The organism is Anoxybacillus thermarum (genome assembly GCF_000836725.1).
Taxonomy (GTDB): domain Bacteria; phylum Bacillota; class Bacilli; order Bacillales; family Anoxybacillaceae; genus Anoxybacillus; species Anoxybacillus thermarum.
Genome location: NZ_JXTH01000051.1, coordinates 1 through 18,275 on the forward strand (window position 1 = coordinate 1; position 18,275 = coordinate 18,275).

The following is an 18,275-nucleotide window of genomic DNA, read 5'->3' on the forward strand; positions in this document are numbered from 1 at the left end:
CTCCAAAAGGGCCGCCAACAAGACAGCGAACACCTTTTGAAGAGTTCTGACTAATTGTTCCTCCAGCTCTTTTAATAAAGGCCATTCTGTGGTAAAATGTTTCATGGACTCTCTCCCTCCTGTTTTATTGATGTTGGTCATCACCATCATAGCAGGGAGAGAGTCCTTTTTGCATGACATTTGCTTTTTTCTACCGCGCTTCGCTTGGTGGCCCCGACGAGCGTCGCGAACAAAAGTTCGCAACCCTCGTCGGGGAATCATTCCTGAATGTCACCCACAAATATTTTACTCACACATGATCATCATCCATTGTTGTGGTTTCATCCCTTTCGTATGAACGACAATTTTAAATTGATCGCCGTCCATGCCAAACCCAACGTCCCTTCCATGCGGCTCACCGAGTTTAAACAATTTGCTGACATCGATTTGCTTTGTCGTTTCTTGTGAGAACAAAATCGTAATTTCTTGTTTCGTTTGCTTAATGGACTGAACGAGATGCTGTTTTGCATATATTTTCATTTCTGCAATTTGGAATAAATACGCCACTTCATCTGGATACTCACCGAAACGGTCTAACATTTCTTCTCGCAATTGTTCGAGTTCCTCTAACGAGTCAAGTGCGCGGAATCGTTTATACATCTCGATTTTTTGTTGTTCATTGGAAATGTAATGCTCCGGAATATATGCATCAACTTCTACATCAATTTCTACTTCAAACGGTTTTTCTTGCTTCATTCCTCGTCGTTCTTCAATAGCTTCTTTCAACATTTGAGAATAAAGCTCAAAACCGACGGAATCAATAAACCCGTGTTGCTGTGCCCCTAATAAGTTTCCAGCTCCTCGAATAGACAAATCGCGCATCGCAATTTTAAAACCAGATCCAAGCTCTGTAAACTCCTTAATCGCTTGTAATCGTTTTTCGGCTATTTCATTTAACACTTTATCTTTTCGATACGTAAAGTACGCATACGCAATACGATTGGAACGCCCCACTCTCCCACGCAATTGATATAGTTGGGAAAGACCCATTTTGTCAGCATCATAAACAATTAACGTATTTACATTTGGAATATCGACGCCTGTTTCGATAATCGTCGTACTTACTAACACATCGTACTGTCCTTCTAAAAACGCAAGCATGACCGCCTCTAATTCATGTTCGGACATTCTTCCATGCGCATACGTCACGCGCGCATCAGGCACGAGCATCGAAATTTCTTCCGCTTTACGATCGATATCTTCAATGCGATTGTAAAGAAAAAACACTTGTCCTCCGCGCGCCATTTCGCGCTCAATCGCTTCTCGCACAATGATCGGACTATATTCCATCACATACGTTTGTACGGGGAAACGATTTTCCGGAGGTGTTTCGATGACAGATAAATCGCGGACACCGATAAGCGACATATGCAACGTACGTGGGATCGGTGTAGCGGTTAATGTTAATACATCAATATTTGTTTTTAATTGTTTAATTTTTTCTTTATGAGCAACACCGAATCGTTGTTCCTCGTCAATAATTAATAAACCTAAATCTTTAAATGATACATCTTTTGATAAAAGCCGATGCGTACCAATAACCATATCGATTGTGCCGTCTTTTAAGCCTTGGATCGTTTCCGCTTGTTGTTTTTTTGTACGGAAACGACTCAATAAACCGACGTTAATCGGATATCCTTGGAAACGTTCACGGACCGTTTCATAATGTTGCTGGGCTAAAATCGTCGTTGGAACGAGAAATGCGACTTGTTTTCCGTCCATCATCGCTTTAAATGCAGCACGCAATGCTACTTCTGTTTTTCCATAACCAACATCCCCACATAATAGCCGATCCATCGGTCGCTCGCTTTCCATGTCCCGTTTAATTTCACGAATCGAACGAAGCTGATCTTCTGTTTCTTGATATGGGAACGCTGCTTCAAATTCCCGTTGCATTTCATTGTCAGGTGAGAAGGCATATCCTTTGCTTGCTTCTCGCTCCGCGTACAGTTTCATTAAATCTTCGGCAATATCTTGAACGGAAGACTCTACTTTCCTTTTCACTTTCTTCCATTCTGTTCCACCTAATTTATAAATTTTCGGTTCTTTTCCTTCTGAACCAACATATTTTTGGACGAGATCCATTTGATCAACAGGAACGTATAACGTATCATTCCCTTGATATTGAATATGAATGTAATCTTTATGAATCCCGTTAATTTCTAACGTTTCGATTCCTAAATATTTTCCAATTCCATGATTGACGTGAACGACATAGTCACCAACTTTTAAATCTGTATAACTTTTAATACGTTCCGCATTCGACAATTTTTGACGTCGCACAGGACGTTTCAATCGCTTTTTAAATAGTTCTTCTTCGGTAATGACGGCAAGCTTTTGCATCGACAATTCAAATCCTGCAACGAGCCCAGACGGAACGATTTGACATTTCCCATGGAATAATGCATCGTCTTTTCCGATTTGAATGGCATCAATCTCATAATCTTCCAATGTTCGTTTCAGCTTTTTCGCTCGTTCTTCGTCCCCCGCTAGCAACACAACAGCATAGTTTCCCTTTTGCCAACGTTCAATTTCTACCTTTAACAATTGCATTTGACTATAGAACACTTGCATTTGTTTGCAAGATATATTGACAATATTTTGCGGATGTGTATATGGGATATGACGTAAAAATAAAGACAAATAAATCTTTTGCCTCATCCGCTTTTGTAACACTTCGGGAAACGAATGAGAAATCGATACGTTTTGTACAATTTTTCCTTCTTCCAATAAGTTCGTATACCACTCTGCCTCTTCTTGCTCGAGTTTTTCTGCTACTTCTTGAATGCGACTCATTTCGTCAATGACAACTACACCGTTGTCAGGAATATAATCTAGCAAACTTGCAGCCGAAGGGTAAAAGAATGAGAAATACTTGTACATTTCTTCGATTGATTTTCCATTTCTCAGCTGTTCCAATTCAAACGACATATGTTCATATAAACGATTTTTCGTCTTTTCATCATGAATATGCTGCAACGTATCATGAAATTGTACTTCTAGTTTTTGAATAGCTTCAGCCATATGTTGTTGTTCAATAATGAGTTCCGTCGATGGACCGATGAATACCTCATCTATTTCAGCTACCGAACGTTGATCGTCAACTGCAAACGTCCGAATCGACTCAATTTCAATATCAAATAACTCAATGCGATAAGGAAGCTCTGCAGTAAGGGGATAAATATCAATAATACCCCCTCGAACGCTAAATTCCCCTGGCGTCGAAACGACCGATACACGCTCATATCCCATGGCAACAAATTGTTGCAAACAACGTTCTACATCCACTTGTCCACCAACACGAAAATGAAGTTGATAACGCTCCCATACATCTTTTGGTGGAAGTAGTCGTCGCAATGCAGCAATTGGAGCGATGACGATCCCTTTTTTCCTTTCACACCAATAGTTCAATACTTCTAAACGTTGTGCCCTCAATTCTGGACTAGCTACAGCTAATTCAGCTGCAATTAATTCATTGACCGGATAAAGAAATACTTCCTCCTCATCCACCAATTGAATCAGATCATCATATATTTTTTGTGCTTGAAATAAATTGTGCGTTACAATGCATAAAGGCCGTTCTGTCTCCTCGTACAAAGAAGAAATGAAAACAGAACGGGCTGAGCCAGATAAGCCTGTGACAAGCTGCTCTTTTAACCCATTGCGAATGCCCTCTGCAACCGATTGCATGTCCGCATGATTAATAAAATATTGTCTTAAGCCTCGCAAAAAATTCCCTCCTCTCCAACATAAATACAAAAACGCTTTGGGACCCCCAAAGCCAATTATTGAATAAACTTTTCATATTGATGAAGATCAGGATTCTGATCTAATGCTTCTTGGCAATGTTCACAAATGGACTTTACGTAAATTTCTCCTGAAGGGAGATACTGGATCATATCTAATTTTTCTTCTTCCGTTAAGCGATGAAAACCTAATTGCTCACTTTCTAAATCGGGCACATCAAGCGCCCCCATTTTCATGCCGCAATGACGGCAATAATAGTGTAATGCCATATCGCATCCCCTCCTAAATAGTCGATTTAATCGAATACATTTTGAACCATTTAGGAGGAAATTATTCAATTATTTATTGAATTCATTCATCACTTGAGCGAATGGAATGTGTAACGATCGCTCGCACGCATCAGCTGCCTTTTGAATCGCTTGATCGATATTTATTTTTTCTTCAGCTGTAAACCGACCTAATACGTAGTCGCTCACTTTCATGCCATTTTTCGGGCGATCGATACCGATACGGATACGTTTAAATTGCTCTGTCTTCAAATGATGAATAAGCGATTTCATCCCATTATGCCCGCCTGCACTTCCTTTCGGGCGTAAGCGAACCGTCCCTGTCGGTAAGTCTAAGTCGTCATAAATGACAATCACATCATCGACATCAATGTCATAATAATCCATCAACGGACGAACACATTCGCCCGATAAGTTCATATATGTAAGCGGTTTGCACAATATGACTTTTTCCCCCGAAATGATACCACTTGCAAATATACCTTGAAACTTCGTTTGATTAAGGGCAAAACCCCAGCGATGAGCAAGCTCGTCAACGACCATAAACCCCACATTATGTCTCGTTTGCTCGTACTCTTTCCCGGGGTTGCCTAAACCAACAAACAGTTTTGCCATTTCTTCTGCTCCTTCTCTCCATACTGCAAAAGACGTAACCAATGATGGCTACGTCCGTCACGGCGTTGTTTCGCGTCCTTCTTCCGATTCCGGTTTTCCTGGTTCTTGCTCTTCACCGCTATGAATTTCTTCTTCTTGCTTCGGTGGCAAGATCGACGCGATCACTTCTGTCGGATCATGATTGATTTCGTAAACACCGTTCGTTTGAATATGTGAAACTGTAACAACATCGCCTACTTGTAAATTTGCTATGTTTATATCGATGGACGGTGGGATATTTGACGGTAACGCCCGAATGGACAATTGATGCATCGCCTGCTGCAGTACGCCACCGTCTTTTACACCTGCTGCTTCACCAACCAAATGAATAGGAACGTGAACATCAATTTCTGTCTTTGCATCAACCGCTAAAAAGTCAATATGAATGACATCATGGCGAATCGGATGCTTTTGCATATCGCGAACGATGATGCGAATATGATCGCCATTTAGTTTCGCGTCTAAAAGACCGCTCCCGCCAGCAGCCCGCCATTGTTTCAAAAACTCGGCCGCATCAACAAAAACCGATTGGCTATTCGTTTTTTTTCCGTACAAAACAGCTGGGATGTGACCATGTTTTCGCATTTGTTTAACGTAAGAACGTCGATGATCTGCACGTAATTGAAGTTGTAACAATGAAATCACCTTCCTATTTTAGAATCGCTCATAGCTTCCCCTAAAATAGGAAGGTCTAAACGCCATTAATCGAACAATGCGCTAATTGATTGTTCTTCGTGTACGCGAATAATTGCTTCACCGATAAGCGGGGCAACAGATAGCTCTACAATTTTATTCGTTTTCTTTTCTTCAGGAATAGCAATCGTATTCGTTACAACAAGCTCTTTAATTTTCGAGTTTTGAATTCGTTCAATCGCTGGACCTGATAAGACAGGGTGCGTACAACATGCATACACTTCTTTTGCCCCATGCTCAGCTAACGCATTTGCTGCTAAAGTAATTGTTCCAGCTGTATCAATAATATCGTCCACTAAAATTGTCGTTTTCCCTTGCACATTACCAATAATGTTCATCACTTCCGCCACATTTGGTCTTGGACGGCGTTTGTCAATAATGGCAATAGGTGCTTTTAGGCGATCTGCCATTTTCCGTGCGCGCGTCACACCGCCGTGGTCTGGAGAAACAATGACAATGTCATCAAGCTGCTTTTCTTTAAAGTAATCTGCTAAAATCGGCACACCCATTAAGTGGTCGATTGGAATATCAAAAAATCCTTGAATTTGTGGTGCGTGCAAATCGAGTGTAATGACACGAGAAGCACCCGCTGTTTCTAATAAATTAGCAACCAATTTTGCAGTTATCGGCTCGCGAGAACGGGCTTTCCGATCTTGGCGAGCATATCCGTAGTACGGTATAACAATATTAATGGTTTTGGCAGACGCTCGCTTTAATGCGTCAATCATGATAAGCAATTCCATCAAATGTTCATTTACAGGAGCGCTCGTTGATTGAATAACATAAACATCGCAGCCACGAATGCTTTCTTCAATGTTAATTTGAATTTCCCCGTCGCTAAAACGAGAAACGGAGCATTTTCCTAGTTCAACGCCAATGACTTTTGCGATCTCTCGGGCTAAAATCGGATTCGAATTTAACGAAAATAACTTTAAATTAGAATTCAAATACTGAGACATGGGTAAGTAAACCTCCATTAGGATTTTTTCTTTTCTTGTAGACGTTCAACATAATTTTCTTTATTTGTTTGCCGAGCGCGCGCAATAGCTAAAGCGCGGTTAGGTACATCATCGGTAATGGTTGAGCCGGCCGCTACGTATGCTCCGCTTCCTACAACGACAGGGGCAATCAAGTTCGAGTTGCAACCGATAAACGCACCATCTTCAATTTTTGTCACATATTTATTTACCCCATCATAATTTACCGTAATCGTACCACAACCGATATTCACATCAGCACCTACTTCAGCATCTCCGATATAGCTTAAGTGCGATGCTTTACTTCCATTTCCAAACGTCGCTTTTTTAATTTCAACGAAGTTTCCGATTCTCACATCGTCGCCAATTTTAGATAGCGGACGAATGTGGGCAAATGGACCGATCGTTACATCGTTGCCTACTTCGCTGTCATGTACAACAGAATGACGAATCGATGTATTGTCACCAATACGACTATTTTTAATTTCGCTATTCGGTCCGATGATGCAATTTTCACCAATTACCGTATAACCTTCAATCCATGTCCCAGGATAAATGATCGTATCCTGTCCAATGTGTACATCAGGTGCTATATACGTATGCTCAGGATCGATGATTGTCACACCATTTGCCATATGTTGTCGATGAATGCGCATACGCATAATTTTTTCTGCTTGGGCGAGTGCAATGCGGTCATTCACACCTAACGTTTCTTCAAATATTGGTGTTTCGTACGCTGAAATGATTTCGCCTTGTTTTTTCAAAATTTCGATGACATCTGGTAAATAATATTCCCCTTGCGCATTATCGTTCGACACTTTCGTAAGCGCTTCAAATAGCGCATGATTATCAAAACAATACGTTCCTGTATTAATTTCACGAATCATTCGTTCTTCTTCTGTTGCATCTTTATGTTCTACAATTTTTTCGACATGTCCATCTTGATTGCGGACAATGCGACCATATCCAGTTGGATCTTCTGCAAGGGCGGTCAAAATGGTTGCTTTCGCTTTCGTCTGTAAATGATGTTGTAAAAGCGCTTCCATCGTTTCTGAGGTGATCAGTGGTGTATCTCCGCAAACAACGAGAGTCACACCATCTTTATCAGCTAAATGAGGTGCTGCTTGCATGACAGCATGCGCTGTCCCAAGCTGTTGTTCTTGAATGACGTACTCACTTTGGTTTCCGAGTTGTTCTTTGACTCGTTCTGCTCCAAAACCAACAACTGTAATTAATCGGTCTACATGTAACGTAGAAATTGCATCCACTACATGTTGTACCATCGGCTTCCCACAGACAGGGTGCAACACTTTATACAGCTTTGAACGCATACGCGTCCCCTGTCCAGCCGCTAAAATGATCGCATATCGTTTCATCGTAAGGCCTCCATACCTCTCTTTATCCATATTGAATATATATCAATTATGTATGTATTTCAAGGAAACATTGTCATCTACCAAAAAAATTCATCATTTTCACTATATGTTCTTTACTAATAGGATGAACATTACTTCCATATGAAAAGGACCCTTTTTTAACGAAAGGGTCCTCTCTTATGATTTACGAAGCACCTGCTTCTTCAAGCTCTTTTTCCAACTCACCAGCACGGTGATATTCAGCTAAAACAGCTTCTTGAATTTTCCCGCGGGTTGTTGAGTTAATTGGATGAGCGATGTCACGGAATTCCCCGTCAGGAGTGCGCTTGCTCGGCATAGCGACAAACAAGCCGTTATTGCCTTCAATCACACGGATATCATGAACGACAAATTCATGATCCAACGTAATCGAAGCAATCGCTCTCATACGTCCTTCGGTATTCACGCGGCGTAATCTCACGTCAGTCACTTCCATTCTGTTCACCACCTTTTCCCTATATAAGAACTTAAGTGAATTTATTCCACGTAGTTTTTTATTTTCCTGCTAACATAAAAAAAATTTTTTTACGATTGTTTGACAAGTGCAACGACTTCAATTTCAATTAACGCATCTTTTGGTAAACGGGCAACTTCAACAGCGGAACGCGCTGGTTTATGATCGCGGAAATATTGTCCATATACTTCATTCATCGCTGCAAAATCATTCATGTCTTTTAAAAACACTGTTGTTTTTACAACTGTTTCTAAAGACGCCCCTGCCGCTTCAAGTACGGCTTGTAAGTTTTTAAATACTTGATGCGTTTGTGCTTGAATGTCTCCTTGTACCATTTCTCCTTCCGGCGTTAAAGCAATTTGCCCAGAGCTGTAAAACATATTATTAACGATAATGCCTTGGGAGTATGGCCCAATCGCTTGTGGAGCTTGATTTGTGTGCACAACTTTCATGTCTCTTCCTCCTGTACGTAAAAATCATTTATTTTATTTGACAAAATGAAAGTAGTTTCCTTCTTCTACGGTAATTTGTTTTTCTTTGACATTCACAGACGTTAGTTTCACAAGGGAAACATATTCATCAACGAGTCGCTCTTCTGCTTCTTCCGACTCGACAAGCACACCAATGCCAACAACGTTTGCACGAAACTCTGAAAGCAAACTAATCATGCCGTTAATTGTTCCGCCAGCTTTCATAAAATCATCAACAATTAAGACGTTTGCCCCTTCTCTTAAACTCCGCTTAGATAAAACCATCGTTTGAATGCGTTTCGATGAACCGGACACGTAATTAATGCTGACCATTGATCCTTCCGTTACTTTACTATCACGACGAATAATGACGACAGGTACATTTAAAAAACTCGCAACTGCGTAAGCTAACGGAATTCCTTTTGTAGCAACCGTTACGACAAAATCAATATGTTCATGCGCAAACGCAGAAGCATATAGACGCCCAATTTGGTTAACGATGCGCGTATCACCGAGCAAATCCGTCATGTACAAATACCCCCCTGGTAATAATCGATCAGGGTCTGCTAGGGTTGTACATAATTGCTGAATAAACTGTTTTGCTTCTGCTTCCGACATTTTCGGGACATATTGCACTCCTCCGGCGGCTCCAGGAAGCGTGCGCAACAAACCGATTCCTTGTTGTTCAAACGTTTGCTTAATAATAGCTAAATCTTCGCTAATGGACGATTTTGCTGATCCATATCGCTCTGCAAAAAAAGTCAGCGGTACAAGTTGATGTGGGTGATAAAGCAAATAGTGCGTCATATCCACAAGCCGACTGCTTCGCCTTAATTTCATGTGATAACCTCCTTATTGTTCGTGCCTTTCCCCGATTAATCGAACAGCATATACGTGTTCACAAAAGCCCCGCAACCCGTTATATACACGTTGCAAACGCGAATCGTGTTGAACAAGGCCAAATACGGTTGGACCACTGCCACTCATTAACGATACATCTGCTCCAAAACGCTTCATTTGTTCTTTAATTTGAGCTACTTCCGGATGCATGTTTAATGTGACACTTTCTAGCACGTTCCCCGCGAGCGCACAAATTTTTTCATAATCTTTTTCTTTAATGGCAGCAACCATGCCGTCTACATTCGGATGATCAACAGATTGTAAATTCAAATTGCGATACACATCCCCCGTTGATACACCGATTGTTGGCTTTGCTAAAATGACCCAACTTGGCGGAGGTGCAGGAATATGTTCAATTTTTTCTCCTCGCCCTGTGGCAATTGCTGTTCCCCCATACACGCAAAACGGAACATCTGAACCGATTTCTGCACCAATTTCAGCAAGCTCATCTAAACTTAAACCTAATCCCCAAAGTTTATTCAACCCACGCAACGTTGCAGCTGCATCGCTACTTCCACCTGCAAGACCTGCTGCAACGGGGATACATTTCGTAATAGAAATGGCTACACCGCGACGAACACCGAACTTTTCTTTCAACAATTTTGCAGCTTGATACGCTAAATTTCGTTCATCATCCGGCACAAAACGATTGTGGGAGATAATTTGAATCTTATCACAATACAAATCCATTAACTCCACACGATCAGCTAAGTCAATTGTCGTCATCACCATTTTGACTTCATGGTAACCGTCCGGACGCTTATGTAATACATCGAGAGATAAATTAATTTTCGCTGGTGCTTTCACTAACAACCTCAACCTGTTCACCTACTTTTCCGACTTCAAACTTCTATCGACATTTTACCACAAAAAATAGTGAACAAATACGTGCCTTTTCAATAGCCATAAAAAAAGAGACTACCGATATCGGTCGCCTCCTTAACCGTTATGAGTGTGAGCTACTCATCGCTACTTGTTCATCATCTAGAAATGTAAGCTGCACCGTCTCTGTCAATACGTCTGCATAACTATATGATACACGTTCAAAAGCGTTTTCTTCTTGATCAAGTTCAACGACAAATACGGACGGATATGTTTGGGCTAACACGCCGCAACGCTCGATTGTCTTTCGACGCCCACCGTTCGCCTTTAATGTCAATCTTTTACCTAGATTCGAATCCAGAACTTTTTTAATTTCCGACAATGTTTTTCCCATCGTATCCACCTCACTATTATGTAGTATAACAAATAGAAATAAATAAGTCAAAAAATAAGAATTATATCAACAAAAAATATTTTGTGTCAATACTTTTGTCTTTATTATGGACAATAATAAAAAAAATTATGTATAAAAAGCGTTAAAAAACAAAATGATGTTGCCTCATCTTGTCTTTTTACCATAATGGCAAAAAGACAAGAGGCATTTGTTTATGTTTGCTCAGCAATCATCCGAAAAGGCATTCCGGTTCGCAACACACCTCGCGTCTCGACACCACCAAGCCCTTTTTCCCCCGTTAACGTATTTCTTAATACATCCCATACATTGACACGATCCATAAAAGGAGTAAAACTAATGCGCGAGACGATATATACAGGATCAAGCGCATGAATATTGACGCGTGCAGGCGAGCTAGCAAAGTTCGCACCTGCCCGAATAAGCGATTCGAAATGAGATTGACAAGCGCCAGCGAAAATGACGAGTTGATCGAGATTTGGAATTTTTTTACGTGCCTCTCGCACCGTTTGCACAAAATATTTCGAATGACGATACGCTTTTAAATCATCCATCGATCCTTTTGATTTTGAATATGCGTCATGCCCAGTGACAACTAAAATATCTGGACGCACTTGTTCAAGCAGCGGAATGATCCGATCAGGCATGTCTGTTTCATGACAATGAACACCATATACCGGAACCCCAATTCGTTCATACAGCTGCATACATTTTCGTAAATAAAGCGGGTCTCCATCAATATGAAGCACTCGTCCTGGAAGCTGGAAAAAATCCATTTTCACTTCGTATCCACCGGTCGCTTCATATTCACTTTTTTCCCGCAACAACCGATAATCTTGACGCAGCAATTTATAACATTGTTCAATATGTTGTTTCTCCTTTTCTTCTCGCTTCTTTTTTTCTCGCTCATCAATAACAACTAAATCAGAAAATGGAGCATCTGCGATGAGCCGAACGTCTTCTCCGTATAAAATTGCTTCTTTTTCACCCTCTTTTTCTTTTATATCAATGACTCGAAACAAAATGTCACATTCATACGATTTCCGTGCAACAATATCCCCAATTTGAATCATACACGCCCGCCCTTTCGTTTGTTTTGTTTGTAACATATGCAACGAAAGGACCGAACGTGTAAAAAAAGAGGCTTCAAGCCTCTTGCGAAAAAAAGTCGTATAGTCGCTCGCTCAAAATAGCAAATTCAGCGATAGTAAGCGTTTCTCCTCTTCGTTTCGGATCAATATGGGCACCCTCAAGCGCCTTTTCAATTTGTTCTTTTTTCTGTTTGCCGTTTGGCAAGTGACTCATTAAATTGTTTAAAATCGTTTTCCGCCGCTGTCCAAAACTCGCACGAACAACAGTAAAGAAAAAATCTTCATTCGACACAGCGACAGCAGGTTGTTCTCGCTTCAATAAACGAATGACTGCAGAGTCCACATTCGGCTTCGGTACAAATACCGTTCGTGGCACATGCATGACCGTTTCCGCATGTGTATAATATTGAACTGCAATCGTTAAAGAGCCGTAGTCTTTCGTTCCTGGCTTTGCCGCCATGCGCTCTGCTACCTCTTTTTGCAACATAACGACCATTCCACGAATAGGTAAACGATCCGTTAACAACTTCATAATAATCGGTGTCGTGACGTAATATGGTAAGTTAGCAACAACCATAATATCTTCTACATCCGCTAACTGTTCCGATATCACTTGTTGAACGTCAGCTTTTAAAATATCTTGGTGAATAATTGACACGTTTGAATACGGGGAAAGCGTATCTGCTAAAATCGGAAGAAGCCGTTGGTCAATTTCAAACGCGATCACTTTTTTTGCTCGGCGCGCTAATTGTTCTGTAAGCGCCCCAATTCCTGGTCCGATTTCAATAACACCTGTTCGTTCAGAAAGCTGAGCAAAATCAACAATACGATGTAAAATATTCGGTTCAATTAAAAAATTTTGTCCAAGACTTTTTTTAAACGAAAAACCGTATTTCGCTAAAATTTCTTTTGTACGCGTCGGTGTAGCAATATCTTTATACATGTTCTTCCTCCTGCATCACTTGCTTCATCGCTTCAACAAACTGTTCTTTTGAAATTTGAAACATTTGCAACCGTTTATGCAGTTGTTTTCCGTTTGTATAGCCGATTTTTAATAGTTTACCTAACTTTTCACGACGAGCACGCGCTAGCGGCCCCCCGATTAGTCCTGCATCAACAAGCTGCTGAAATGAAATCTCTTCTTGCGGATCGATCATTTCTTCGTACACACTTAAAAGCGCTGTGCGAATCGCTTCAATGGAAGCATGCTCAACGCCGAGCCCTTTTCCGTGTTTGCCTCTCGCTTCCTCACGTGTTAAAAATGCGTGCTTACATCCCGGCACACGCTCAGCAATTGTTTTACGAATTTTTTCTCCTGGGTAATCAGGATCCGTAAAAATAATAACTCCCCGCTGTTGTTGGGCTAAACGAATACGCTCGATCGTCTCATCATTAATCGCTGCTCCGTTCGTTTCAATCGTATCTGCATCTACCGCACGGCGAATCGCCACCGTATCGTCACGTCCTTCGACTACGATAATTTCTTTAATTTTCATAAAAACCTCCATCTATCCATTTATCTTCACTCATTATAACGAAAAAAACAGAGGATCGCGAAATCCTCTGCAGTTATTTTAAAATTTTAATTTTCACACGCTTTGTTCCCCAACGATATGCAGTCGATTTATTTGGAAAAAATACGTCAATTTTATATCCTCTTACATTCGCTCCTGTATCTGCAGCAACAGCATATCCGTACCCCTCAACGTATACTTTTGTTCCAAGCGGGATGACACGCGGGTCGACGGCAATTACCTTGGCGTTTGGATTTGAACGCAAATTTATGCCTGTTGCGGTCGTTCCAGAACAGCCACCACAATACGCTGTATATGCTGTGGCAATCACATAAAGCTCTTCAGCTACTTCACTACTTCCACGGGAAGCTAATATTCTCGGAGGCTGTTTTGTGCCAATGGCAACAATGCGACTTTTGCTCGGCTTAATTGTCTCTGTTTTAATAAGCTTGCGTGACACTTCTTTTCCGTTTTCTAAAATGACTTCATATTGCTTCGCGACAAGCCCTTTTTCTCCCTCGCTAATCACTTTTTGTTTCCCTTTTTCCAATCGTGCATCTTTCTTTTTTACAACAGTATAATTGACTGGCTCTTCCACTACATCGGTGACTTTTTCAACTCGAACAATGTTTATTTTTGTGTTTGGTTGAATCATGTCATTCAATTTTGGTTGAACGCGATCCAGCTCTCGTAATGTAATATGTTGTTTAGCTAAAAAGTCAGCGACCGTAGTCGAAGTAGACCAAACTTGTTGCTGTTTGCCGCCGTCATTTAATGTAATCGGAAACGCTTTACTTATCACTATTTTCATGTTGTCTTTTACTTTTTCGTCGACGTTTGGTGATATTTCGTCATAGTCACGAAGCTGGATTTGCTGAATATGCAATACATCCTTCACCGTTTTCGCCGTCGTCCTTAATCTCTTTTCTACCCCATCAACGACTAATACAATCGGCTTGCTTGCTTCCCATTTCACCGTTAAATGATCAACAATTTTAGTTTTCGGAGAAGGGGATATAAAATCTCCATGTTTTAACTGAATATTTTGTTCTTTTAGCAACTCAGCAACTGTATTTGCATGCGTACGCACTTTTTGCTCTTTTCCGTTTGTATACAACATCACCGTCTCTTTTGTCCATTCATAGCTAGCATATCCCGTCATGCCGGATAAGGCTAAAAACCCTCCAGTAGCAAGCGCAATCTTCTTTTTTGATGTTGATTGCAATAATTTTTTTACATACGTAATCAAAATAAAAACGCCTCCTTTTCCGATAGATGACCGTGACGATCCTCCCTTTCTATGAAGCTTATTATCTATTATTCAAAATATTCTTTCATAAGGGAAGGAAGACTTGTCGACAAGCTTATTGTATGCTCGTAAAGAAAGTTGTAGAACAATCTCGTTTCATCTTTTATTTAGACAAGCCTTCCTAATCATCGACACGATTCTCTATCAAATGATGCCGAATAATCGCTTCGCATTGTCGGACGTTTTTTGGGCGACTTCTTCAAAAGATAACCCTTTTAATTCGGCGATCGCTTCGGCAATATATTTGACGTAGCTCGGTTCATTCCGTTTTCCTCGAAACGGATGTGGCGTTAAATAAGGACAGTCCGTTTCAATAAGCAACCGATCAAGCGGAATTTCTTTCGCCACTTCTTTCGGTTTTTTTGCATTTTTAAACGTCACAGGACCGCCAAACGAAATATAAAAATTCATATCCATGCATTGTCTTGCCACTTCTATACTTCCGCTAAAACAATGCATTACGCCTCCGACTTCCTCAGCGCGCTCTTCTCGTAAAATATCAACAATATCGGCTGTCGCATCGCGATTATGTATAATAATCGGCAACTTTACTTTTTTCGCTAAACGAATTTGTTTTCGAAATACTTCCTTTTGTACGTCTTTCGGTGATTGATCCCAATAATAGTCAAGCCCCATCTCACCGAGCGCGACAACTTTCGGATGCGCAGCTAAACGTTCAATCATGATGAGGTCTTCATCAGTCATATGAATCGCATCGACAGGGTGCCATCCGACAGCTGCGTAAATAAAAGAATATTGCTCCGCTAACTCCATTGCTCGTTGAATGGTTGGACGATCAAAGCCGACAACAACAATATGTGACACACTTTCTGCACGTGCTCTTTCAATTACTTGTTCAACATCTTCGTTAAATTGTGTCGCATTTAAATGTGCATGTGTATCAAATAACATATAACCCCTCTTTTCTTCCGATGTTCAGTTTACCACACAATCCCGTTACATAAATCACAGCTATATAACAATTACATTACAAAATAGAAACAAAGAGGTGTCTTTGCAACACCTCTTTACTTCACTTTTGCTCCGTTTGGAAGCGATTCATCCACTGTCGCCAATGACAATACCCCATCTTTTTCCCCAGCTAAAATCATGCCTTGTGACAGTTCTCCGCGCAATTTCACAGGCTTTAAATTCGTCACGCAAATGACTTTTTTTCCAATTAAATCTTCGGGTTTGTAATGTTTTGCAATACCTGATACGACTTGTCGCTTTTCATAGCCTAAATCAAGCTGCAATTTAAGCAAGCGATCCGCTTTTGGAATTGGCTCAGCATGAATTACTTGTGCGACGCGCAAATCCACTTTCATAAAATCATCAATCGCAATTTCTTCGCTTTTCTCTTCATTTTGTTCCTGCTTTTCTTCTACGTTTGCTGACGTCCCTTTCATTTGTGCTTGAATATATTGCACTTCTTCTTGAACGTCTAAACGTGGGAACAGTGGGGCCCCTTTTTCAACCATTCGCTCATGTTGTGAAGAACCAAACGTTTGTAAGCTGTCCCAGCCCATTAGTTGTTCATCTCGAACGCCAAGTTGAGCAAACATTCGTTTTGGTGTTGCTGTTAAAAACGGTTGCAATAAAACAGCTACATACCGAAGAGACTCCGCTAAGTGCGACATGACGGAAGCTAACTGTTCACGAGCTGCTTCATCCTTCGCTAATACCCATGGTTGCGTTTCATCAATATATTTGTTCGTGCGGCTAATAAGCTGCCAAACAGCTGTTAAAGCTTGTGAAAATTGCATTTGTTCCATCGCTTCTTCATATTGTTTAACGGTATCATACGCCGTTTGTACAAGCTGTTCATCAAACGGGGTGTGCGTGCCACTATACGCAGGAATACGGCCCGCAAAATATTTTTCAATCATCGCTACCGTCCGGTTAAGCAAATTACCTAAATCGTTCGCTAAATCATAGTTTATACGCTCAACAAAACCTTCTGGTGTAAACACACCATCTGAACCAAACGGCACTTCACGAAGTAAATAATAACGTAACGCATCTAAGCCATACCGATCAATTAACGTAACTGGATCAACGACATTTCCTTTCGACTTCGACATTTTTCCGTCTTTCATGAGCAACCAGCCGTGCGCAAACACTTTTTTCGGAAGCGGAAGATCTAAAGCCATTAACATAATTGGCCAGTAAATCGTATGGAAACGTACAATTTCCTTCCCAACAAGATGAACATCTGCCGGCCAATACGTTTTATATTTTTCATCATTTTCTGTTCCATACCCTAACGCAGTAATATAGTTTGACAGCGCATCAATCCATACATAAATGACGTGCTTTGGATCACCTGGAACAGGAATGCCCCAATCAAACGTTGTCCGCGACACAGCTAAGTCCTCTAAGCCTGGCTTAATAAAGTTATTAATCATCTCATTTTTGCGCGATTCCGGCTGAATAAATTGCGGATTTTCTTCATAAAACGCTAATAGGCGATCGACATATTTGCTCATGCGAAAAAAATATGATTGTTCTTTTACTTTTTCTACAGGACGTCCACAGTCTGGACAATTTCCTTCAACTAGTTGTCGCTCAGTATAAAACGATTCACACGGAGTACAATACCATCCTTCATATTCGTCTAAATAAATATCCCCTTGTTCTAAAAGACGGGTGAAAATTTTTTCAACGACTTGCTTATGGCGCTGTTCTGTCGTACGAATAAAATCGTTATAAGAAATGTCGAGTTTTTTCCAAAGTTCTTTAATTCCAGCAACAATGTCATCCACATATTGCTGTGGAGTAACCCCTTTTTCCTCTGCTTTTCGCTGAATTTTTTGGCCGTGTTCATCTGTTCCTGTTAAGTACATCACATCATAGCCGCGCATCCGCTTATATCTTGCCATCGCATCGCCAGCTACCGTCGTATAAGCATGACCGATATGTAATTTATCGCTCGGATAATAAATGGGTGTGGTAATGTAAAACGTCTTTTTTGTCACTTTTACCCCTCCTTGTTGCATGTTTAGTAGAAACGCTCTCGCCCAAAGGACGAGAGCGATTGCATATTTTTATTCTTGATCAGTACATCTATTCCTCTTATCTCACCAAAATATACATAAAAATAAAGAGCGCTGTCAACTATTCGACATGGGATTGTCGATAAATTGCATGTTTTTTGTCGAATTTTGTCGAAAAAATAATGAAAAAATTGTCGAGTGTGAGTAAAATATTTGTGGGTGACATTCAGGAATGATTCCCCGACGAGGGTTGCGAACTTTTGTTCGCGACGCTCGTCGGGGCCACCAAGCGAAGCGCGGTAGAAAAAAGCAAATGTCATGCAAAAAGGACTCTCTCCCTGCTATGATGGTGATGACCAACATCAATAAAACAGGAGGGAGAGAGTCCATGAAACATTTTACCACAGAATGGCCTTTATTAAAAGAGCTGGAGGAACAATTAGTCAGAACTCTTCAAAAGGTGTTCGCTGTCTTGTTGGCGGCCCTTTTGGAGGA

The 18,275-nt window shown here is 40.8% G+C and carries 17 protein-coding genes; all 17 read right to left on the reverse strand.

All coding sequences use genetic code 11. The features are described 5' to 3' along the window. Positions 1–285: 285 nt before the first annotated feature. A complete protein-coding gene (gene mfd, locus LH47_RS11215) occupies positions 286–3,768 on the reverse strand; it encodes a transcription-repair coupling factor (protein ID WP_043967552.1) in 3,483 nt (1,160 codons plus the stop codon). A 56-nt stretch (positions 3,769–3,824) separates the two neighbouring features. Further along, positions 3,825–4,055, reverse strand: coding sequence for an anti-sigma-F factor Fin family protein (locus LH47_RS11220; RefSeq protein WP_043967555.1), 231 nt, complete (start codon positions 4,053–4,055; stop codon positions 3,825–3,827). 69 nt (positions 4,056–4,124) lie between these two features. Beyond that, entirely contained in the window at positions 4,125–4,688 is a 564-nt protein-coding gene (gene pth, locus LH47_RS11225) for an aminoacyl-tRNA hydrolase (protein ID WP_042535914.1), read from the reverse strand. A 57-nt stretch (positions 4,689–4,745) separates the two neighbouring features. Then, the gene (locus tag LH47_RS11230; protein WP_043967557.1) at positions 4,746–5,372 is read right to left on the reverse strand and encodes a 50S ribosomal protein L25/general stress protein Ctc; all 627 of its coding nucleotides are present in this window, start codon (positions 5,370–5,372) and stop codon (positions 4,746–4,748) included. Between the two features lie 56 nt (positions 5,373–5,428). After that, on the reverse strand, positions 5,429–6,379 hold the full coding sequence (locus tag LH47_RS11235; protein WP_042535909.1) for a ribose-phosphate diphosphokinase: 951 nt from the start codon (positions 6,377–6,379) through the stop codon (positions 5,429–5,431). Between the two features lie 17 nt (positions 6,380–6,396). Beyond that, entirely contained in the window at positions 6,397–7,773 is a 1,377-nt protein-coding gene (gene glmU / locus LH47_RS11240; RefSeq protein WP_043967559.1) for a bifunctional UDP-N-acetylglucosamine diphosphorylase/glucosamine-1-phosphate N-acetyltransferase GlmU, read from the reverse strand. A gap of 184 nt (positions 7,774–7,957) precedes the next feature. Then, positions 7,958–8,248: a septation regulator SpoVG gene (gene spoVG, locus LH47_RS11245; protein WP_003398210.1), complete on the reverse strand. Its 291-nt coding sequence runs from the start codon at positions 8,246–8,248 to the stop codon at positions 7,958–7,960. A gap of 89 nt (positions 8,249–8,337) precedes the next feature. Continuing rightward, a complete protein-coding gene (locus LH47_RS11250) occupies positions 8,338–8,718 on the reverse strand; it encodes a RidA family protein (RefSeq protein WP_004888532.1) in 381 nt (126 codons plus the stop codon). A gap of 33 nt (positions 8,719–8,751) precedes the next feature. Beyond that, positions 8,752–9,576 carry a pur operon repressor gene (gene purR, locus LH47_RS11255; protein WP_043967561.1) on the reverse strand — a complete coding sequence of 275 codons (825 nt, stop codon included), beginning with the start codon at positions 9,574–9,576 and terminating at the stop codon, positions 8,752–8,754. Between the two features lie 12 nt (positions 9,577–9,588). After that, positions 9,589–10,455, reverse strand: a complete 867-nt coding sequence (gene ispE, locus LH47_RS11260; protein WP_043967563.1) for a 4-(cytidine 5'-diphospho)-2-C-methyl-D-erythritol kinase — start codon at positions 10,453–10,455, stop codon at positions 9,589–9,591. A 127-nt stretch (positions 10,456–10,582) separates the two neighbouring features. Beyond that, entirely contained in the window at positions 10,583–10,852 is a 270-nt protein-coding gene (gene veg, locus LH47_RS11265) for a biofilm formation stimulator Veg (protein ID WP_004888526.1), read from the reverse strand. A 212-nt stretch (positions 10,853–11,064) separates the two neighbouring features. After that, positions 11,065–11,943, reverse strand: a complete 879-nt coding sequence (gene yabG / locus LH47_RS11270; RefSeq protein WP_043967565.1) for a sporulation peptidase YabG — start codon at positions 11,941–11,943, stop codon at positions 11,065–11,067. A 73-nt stretch (positions 11,944–12,016) separates the two neighbouring features. Beyond that, on the reverse strand, positions 12,017–12,904 hold the full coding sequence (rsmA, locus tag LH47_RS11275; protein WP_043967567.1) for a 16S rRNA (adenine(1518)-N(6)/adenine(1519)-N(6))-dimethyltransferase RsmA: 888 nt from the start codon (positions 12,902–12,904) through the stop codon (positions 12,017–12,019). Then, positions 12,897–13,469, reverse strand: a complete 573-nt coding sequence (gene rnmV, locus LH47_RS11280; protein ID WP_019418056.1) for a ribonuclease M5 — start codon at positions 13,467–13,469, stop codon at positions 12,897–12,899. Before rnmV ends, rsmA begins: the two co-directional genes overlap by 8 nt. 61 nt (positions 13,470–13,530) lie before the next feature. Continuing rightward, positions 13,531–14,724, reverse strand: coding sequence for a G5 and 3D domain-containing protein (locus LH47_RS11285; RefSeq protein WP_043967569.1), 1,194 nt, complete (start codon positions 14,722–14,724; stop codon positions 13,531–13,533). A gap of 204 nt (positions 14,725–14,928) precedes the next feature. Next, positions 14,929–15,696, reverse strand: a complete 768-nt coding sequence (locus tag LH47_RS11290) for a TatD family hydrolase (protein WP_043967571.1) — start codon at positions 15,694–15,696, stop codon at positions 14,929–14,931. Between the two features lie 116 nt (positions 15,697–15,812). Then, positions 15,813–17,762 carry a methionine--tRNA ligase gene (gene metG, locus LH47_RS11295; protein WP_043967573.1) on the reverse strand — a complete coding sequence of 650 codons (1,950 nt, stop codon included), beginning with the start codon at positions 17,760–17,762 and terminating at the stop codon, positions 15,813–15,815. Between the last annotated feature and the right edge of the window lie 513 nt (positions 17,763–18,275).

What these genes read in the sequence shown, in the direction of transcription:
- LH47_RS11220 (WP_043967555.1), bottom strand. Translation starts at nt 4,055, where the DNA reads ATGGCATTACACTATTATTGCCGTCATTGCGGCATGAAAATGGGGGCG.
- pth (WP_042535914.1), bottom strand. Translation starts at nt 4,688, where the DNA reads ATGGCAAAACTGTTTGTTGGTTTAGGCAACCCCGGGAAAGAGTACGAG.
- LH47_RS11235 (WP_042535909.1), bottom strand. Translation starts at nt 6,379, where the DNA reads ATGTCTCAGTATTTGAATTCTAATTTAAAGTTATTTTCGTTAAATTCG.
- glmU (WP_043967559.1), bottom strand. Translation starts at nt 7,773, where the DNA reads ATGAAACGATATGCGATCATTTTAGCGGCTGGACAGGGGACGCGTATG.
- spoVG (WP_003398210.1), bottom strand. Translation starts at nt 8,248, where the DNA reads ATGGAAGTGACTGACGTGAGATTACGCCGCGTGAATACCGAAGGACGT.
- LH47_RS11250 (WP_004888532.1), bottom strand. Translation starts at nt 8,718, where the DNA reads ATGAAAGTTGTGCACACAAATCAAGCTCCACAAGCGATTGGGCCATAC.
- purR (WP_043967561.1), bottom strand. Translation starts at nt 9,576, where the DNA reads ATGAAATTAAGGCGAAGCAGTCGGCTTGTGGATATGACGCACTATTTG.
- veg (WP_004888526.1), bottom strand. Translation starts at nt 10,852, where the DNA reads ATGGGAAAAACATTGTCGGAAATTAAAAAAGTTCTGGATTCGAATCTA.
- yabG (WP_043967565.1), bottom strand. Translation starts at nt 11,943, where the DNA reads ATGATTCAAATTGGGGATATTGTTGCACGGAAATCGTATGAATGTGAC.
- rsmA (WP_043967567.1), bottom strand. Translation starts at nt 12,904, where the DNA reads ATGTATAAAGATATTGCTACACCGACGCGTACAAAAGAAATTTTAGCG.
- rnmV (WP_019418056.1), bottom strand. Translation starts at nt 13,469, where the DNA reads ATGGAGGTTTTTATGAAAATTAAAGAAATTATCGTAGTCGAAGGACGT.
- LH47_RS11290 (WP_043967571.1), bottom strand. Translation starts at nt 15,696, where the DNA reads ATGTTATTTGATACACATGCACATTTAAATGCGACACAATTTAACGAA.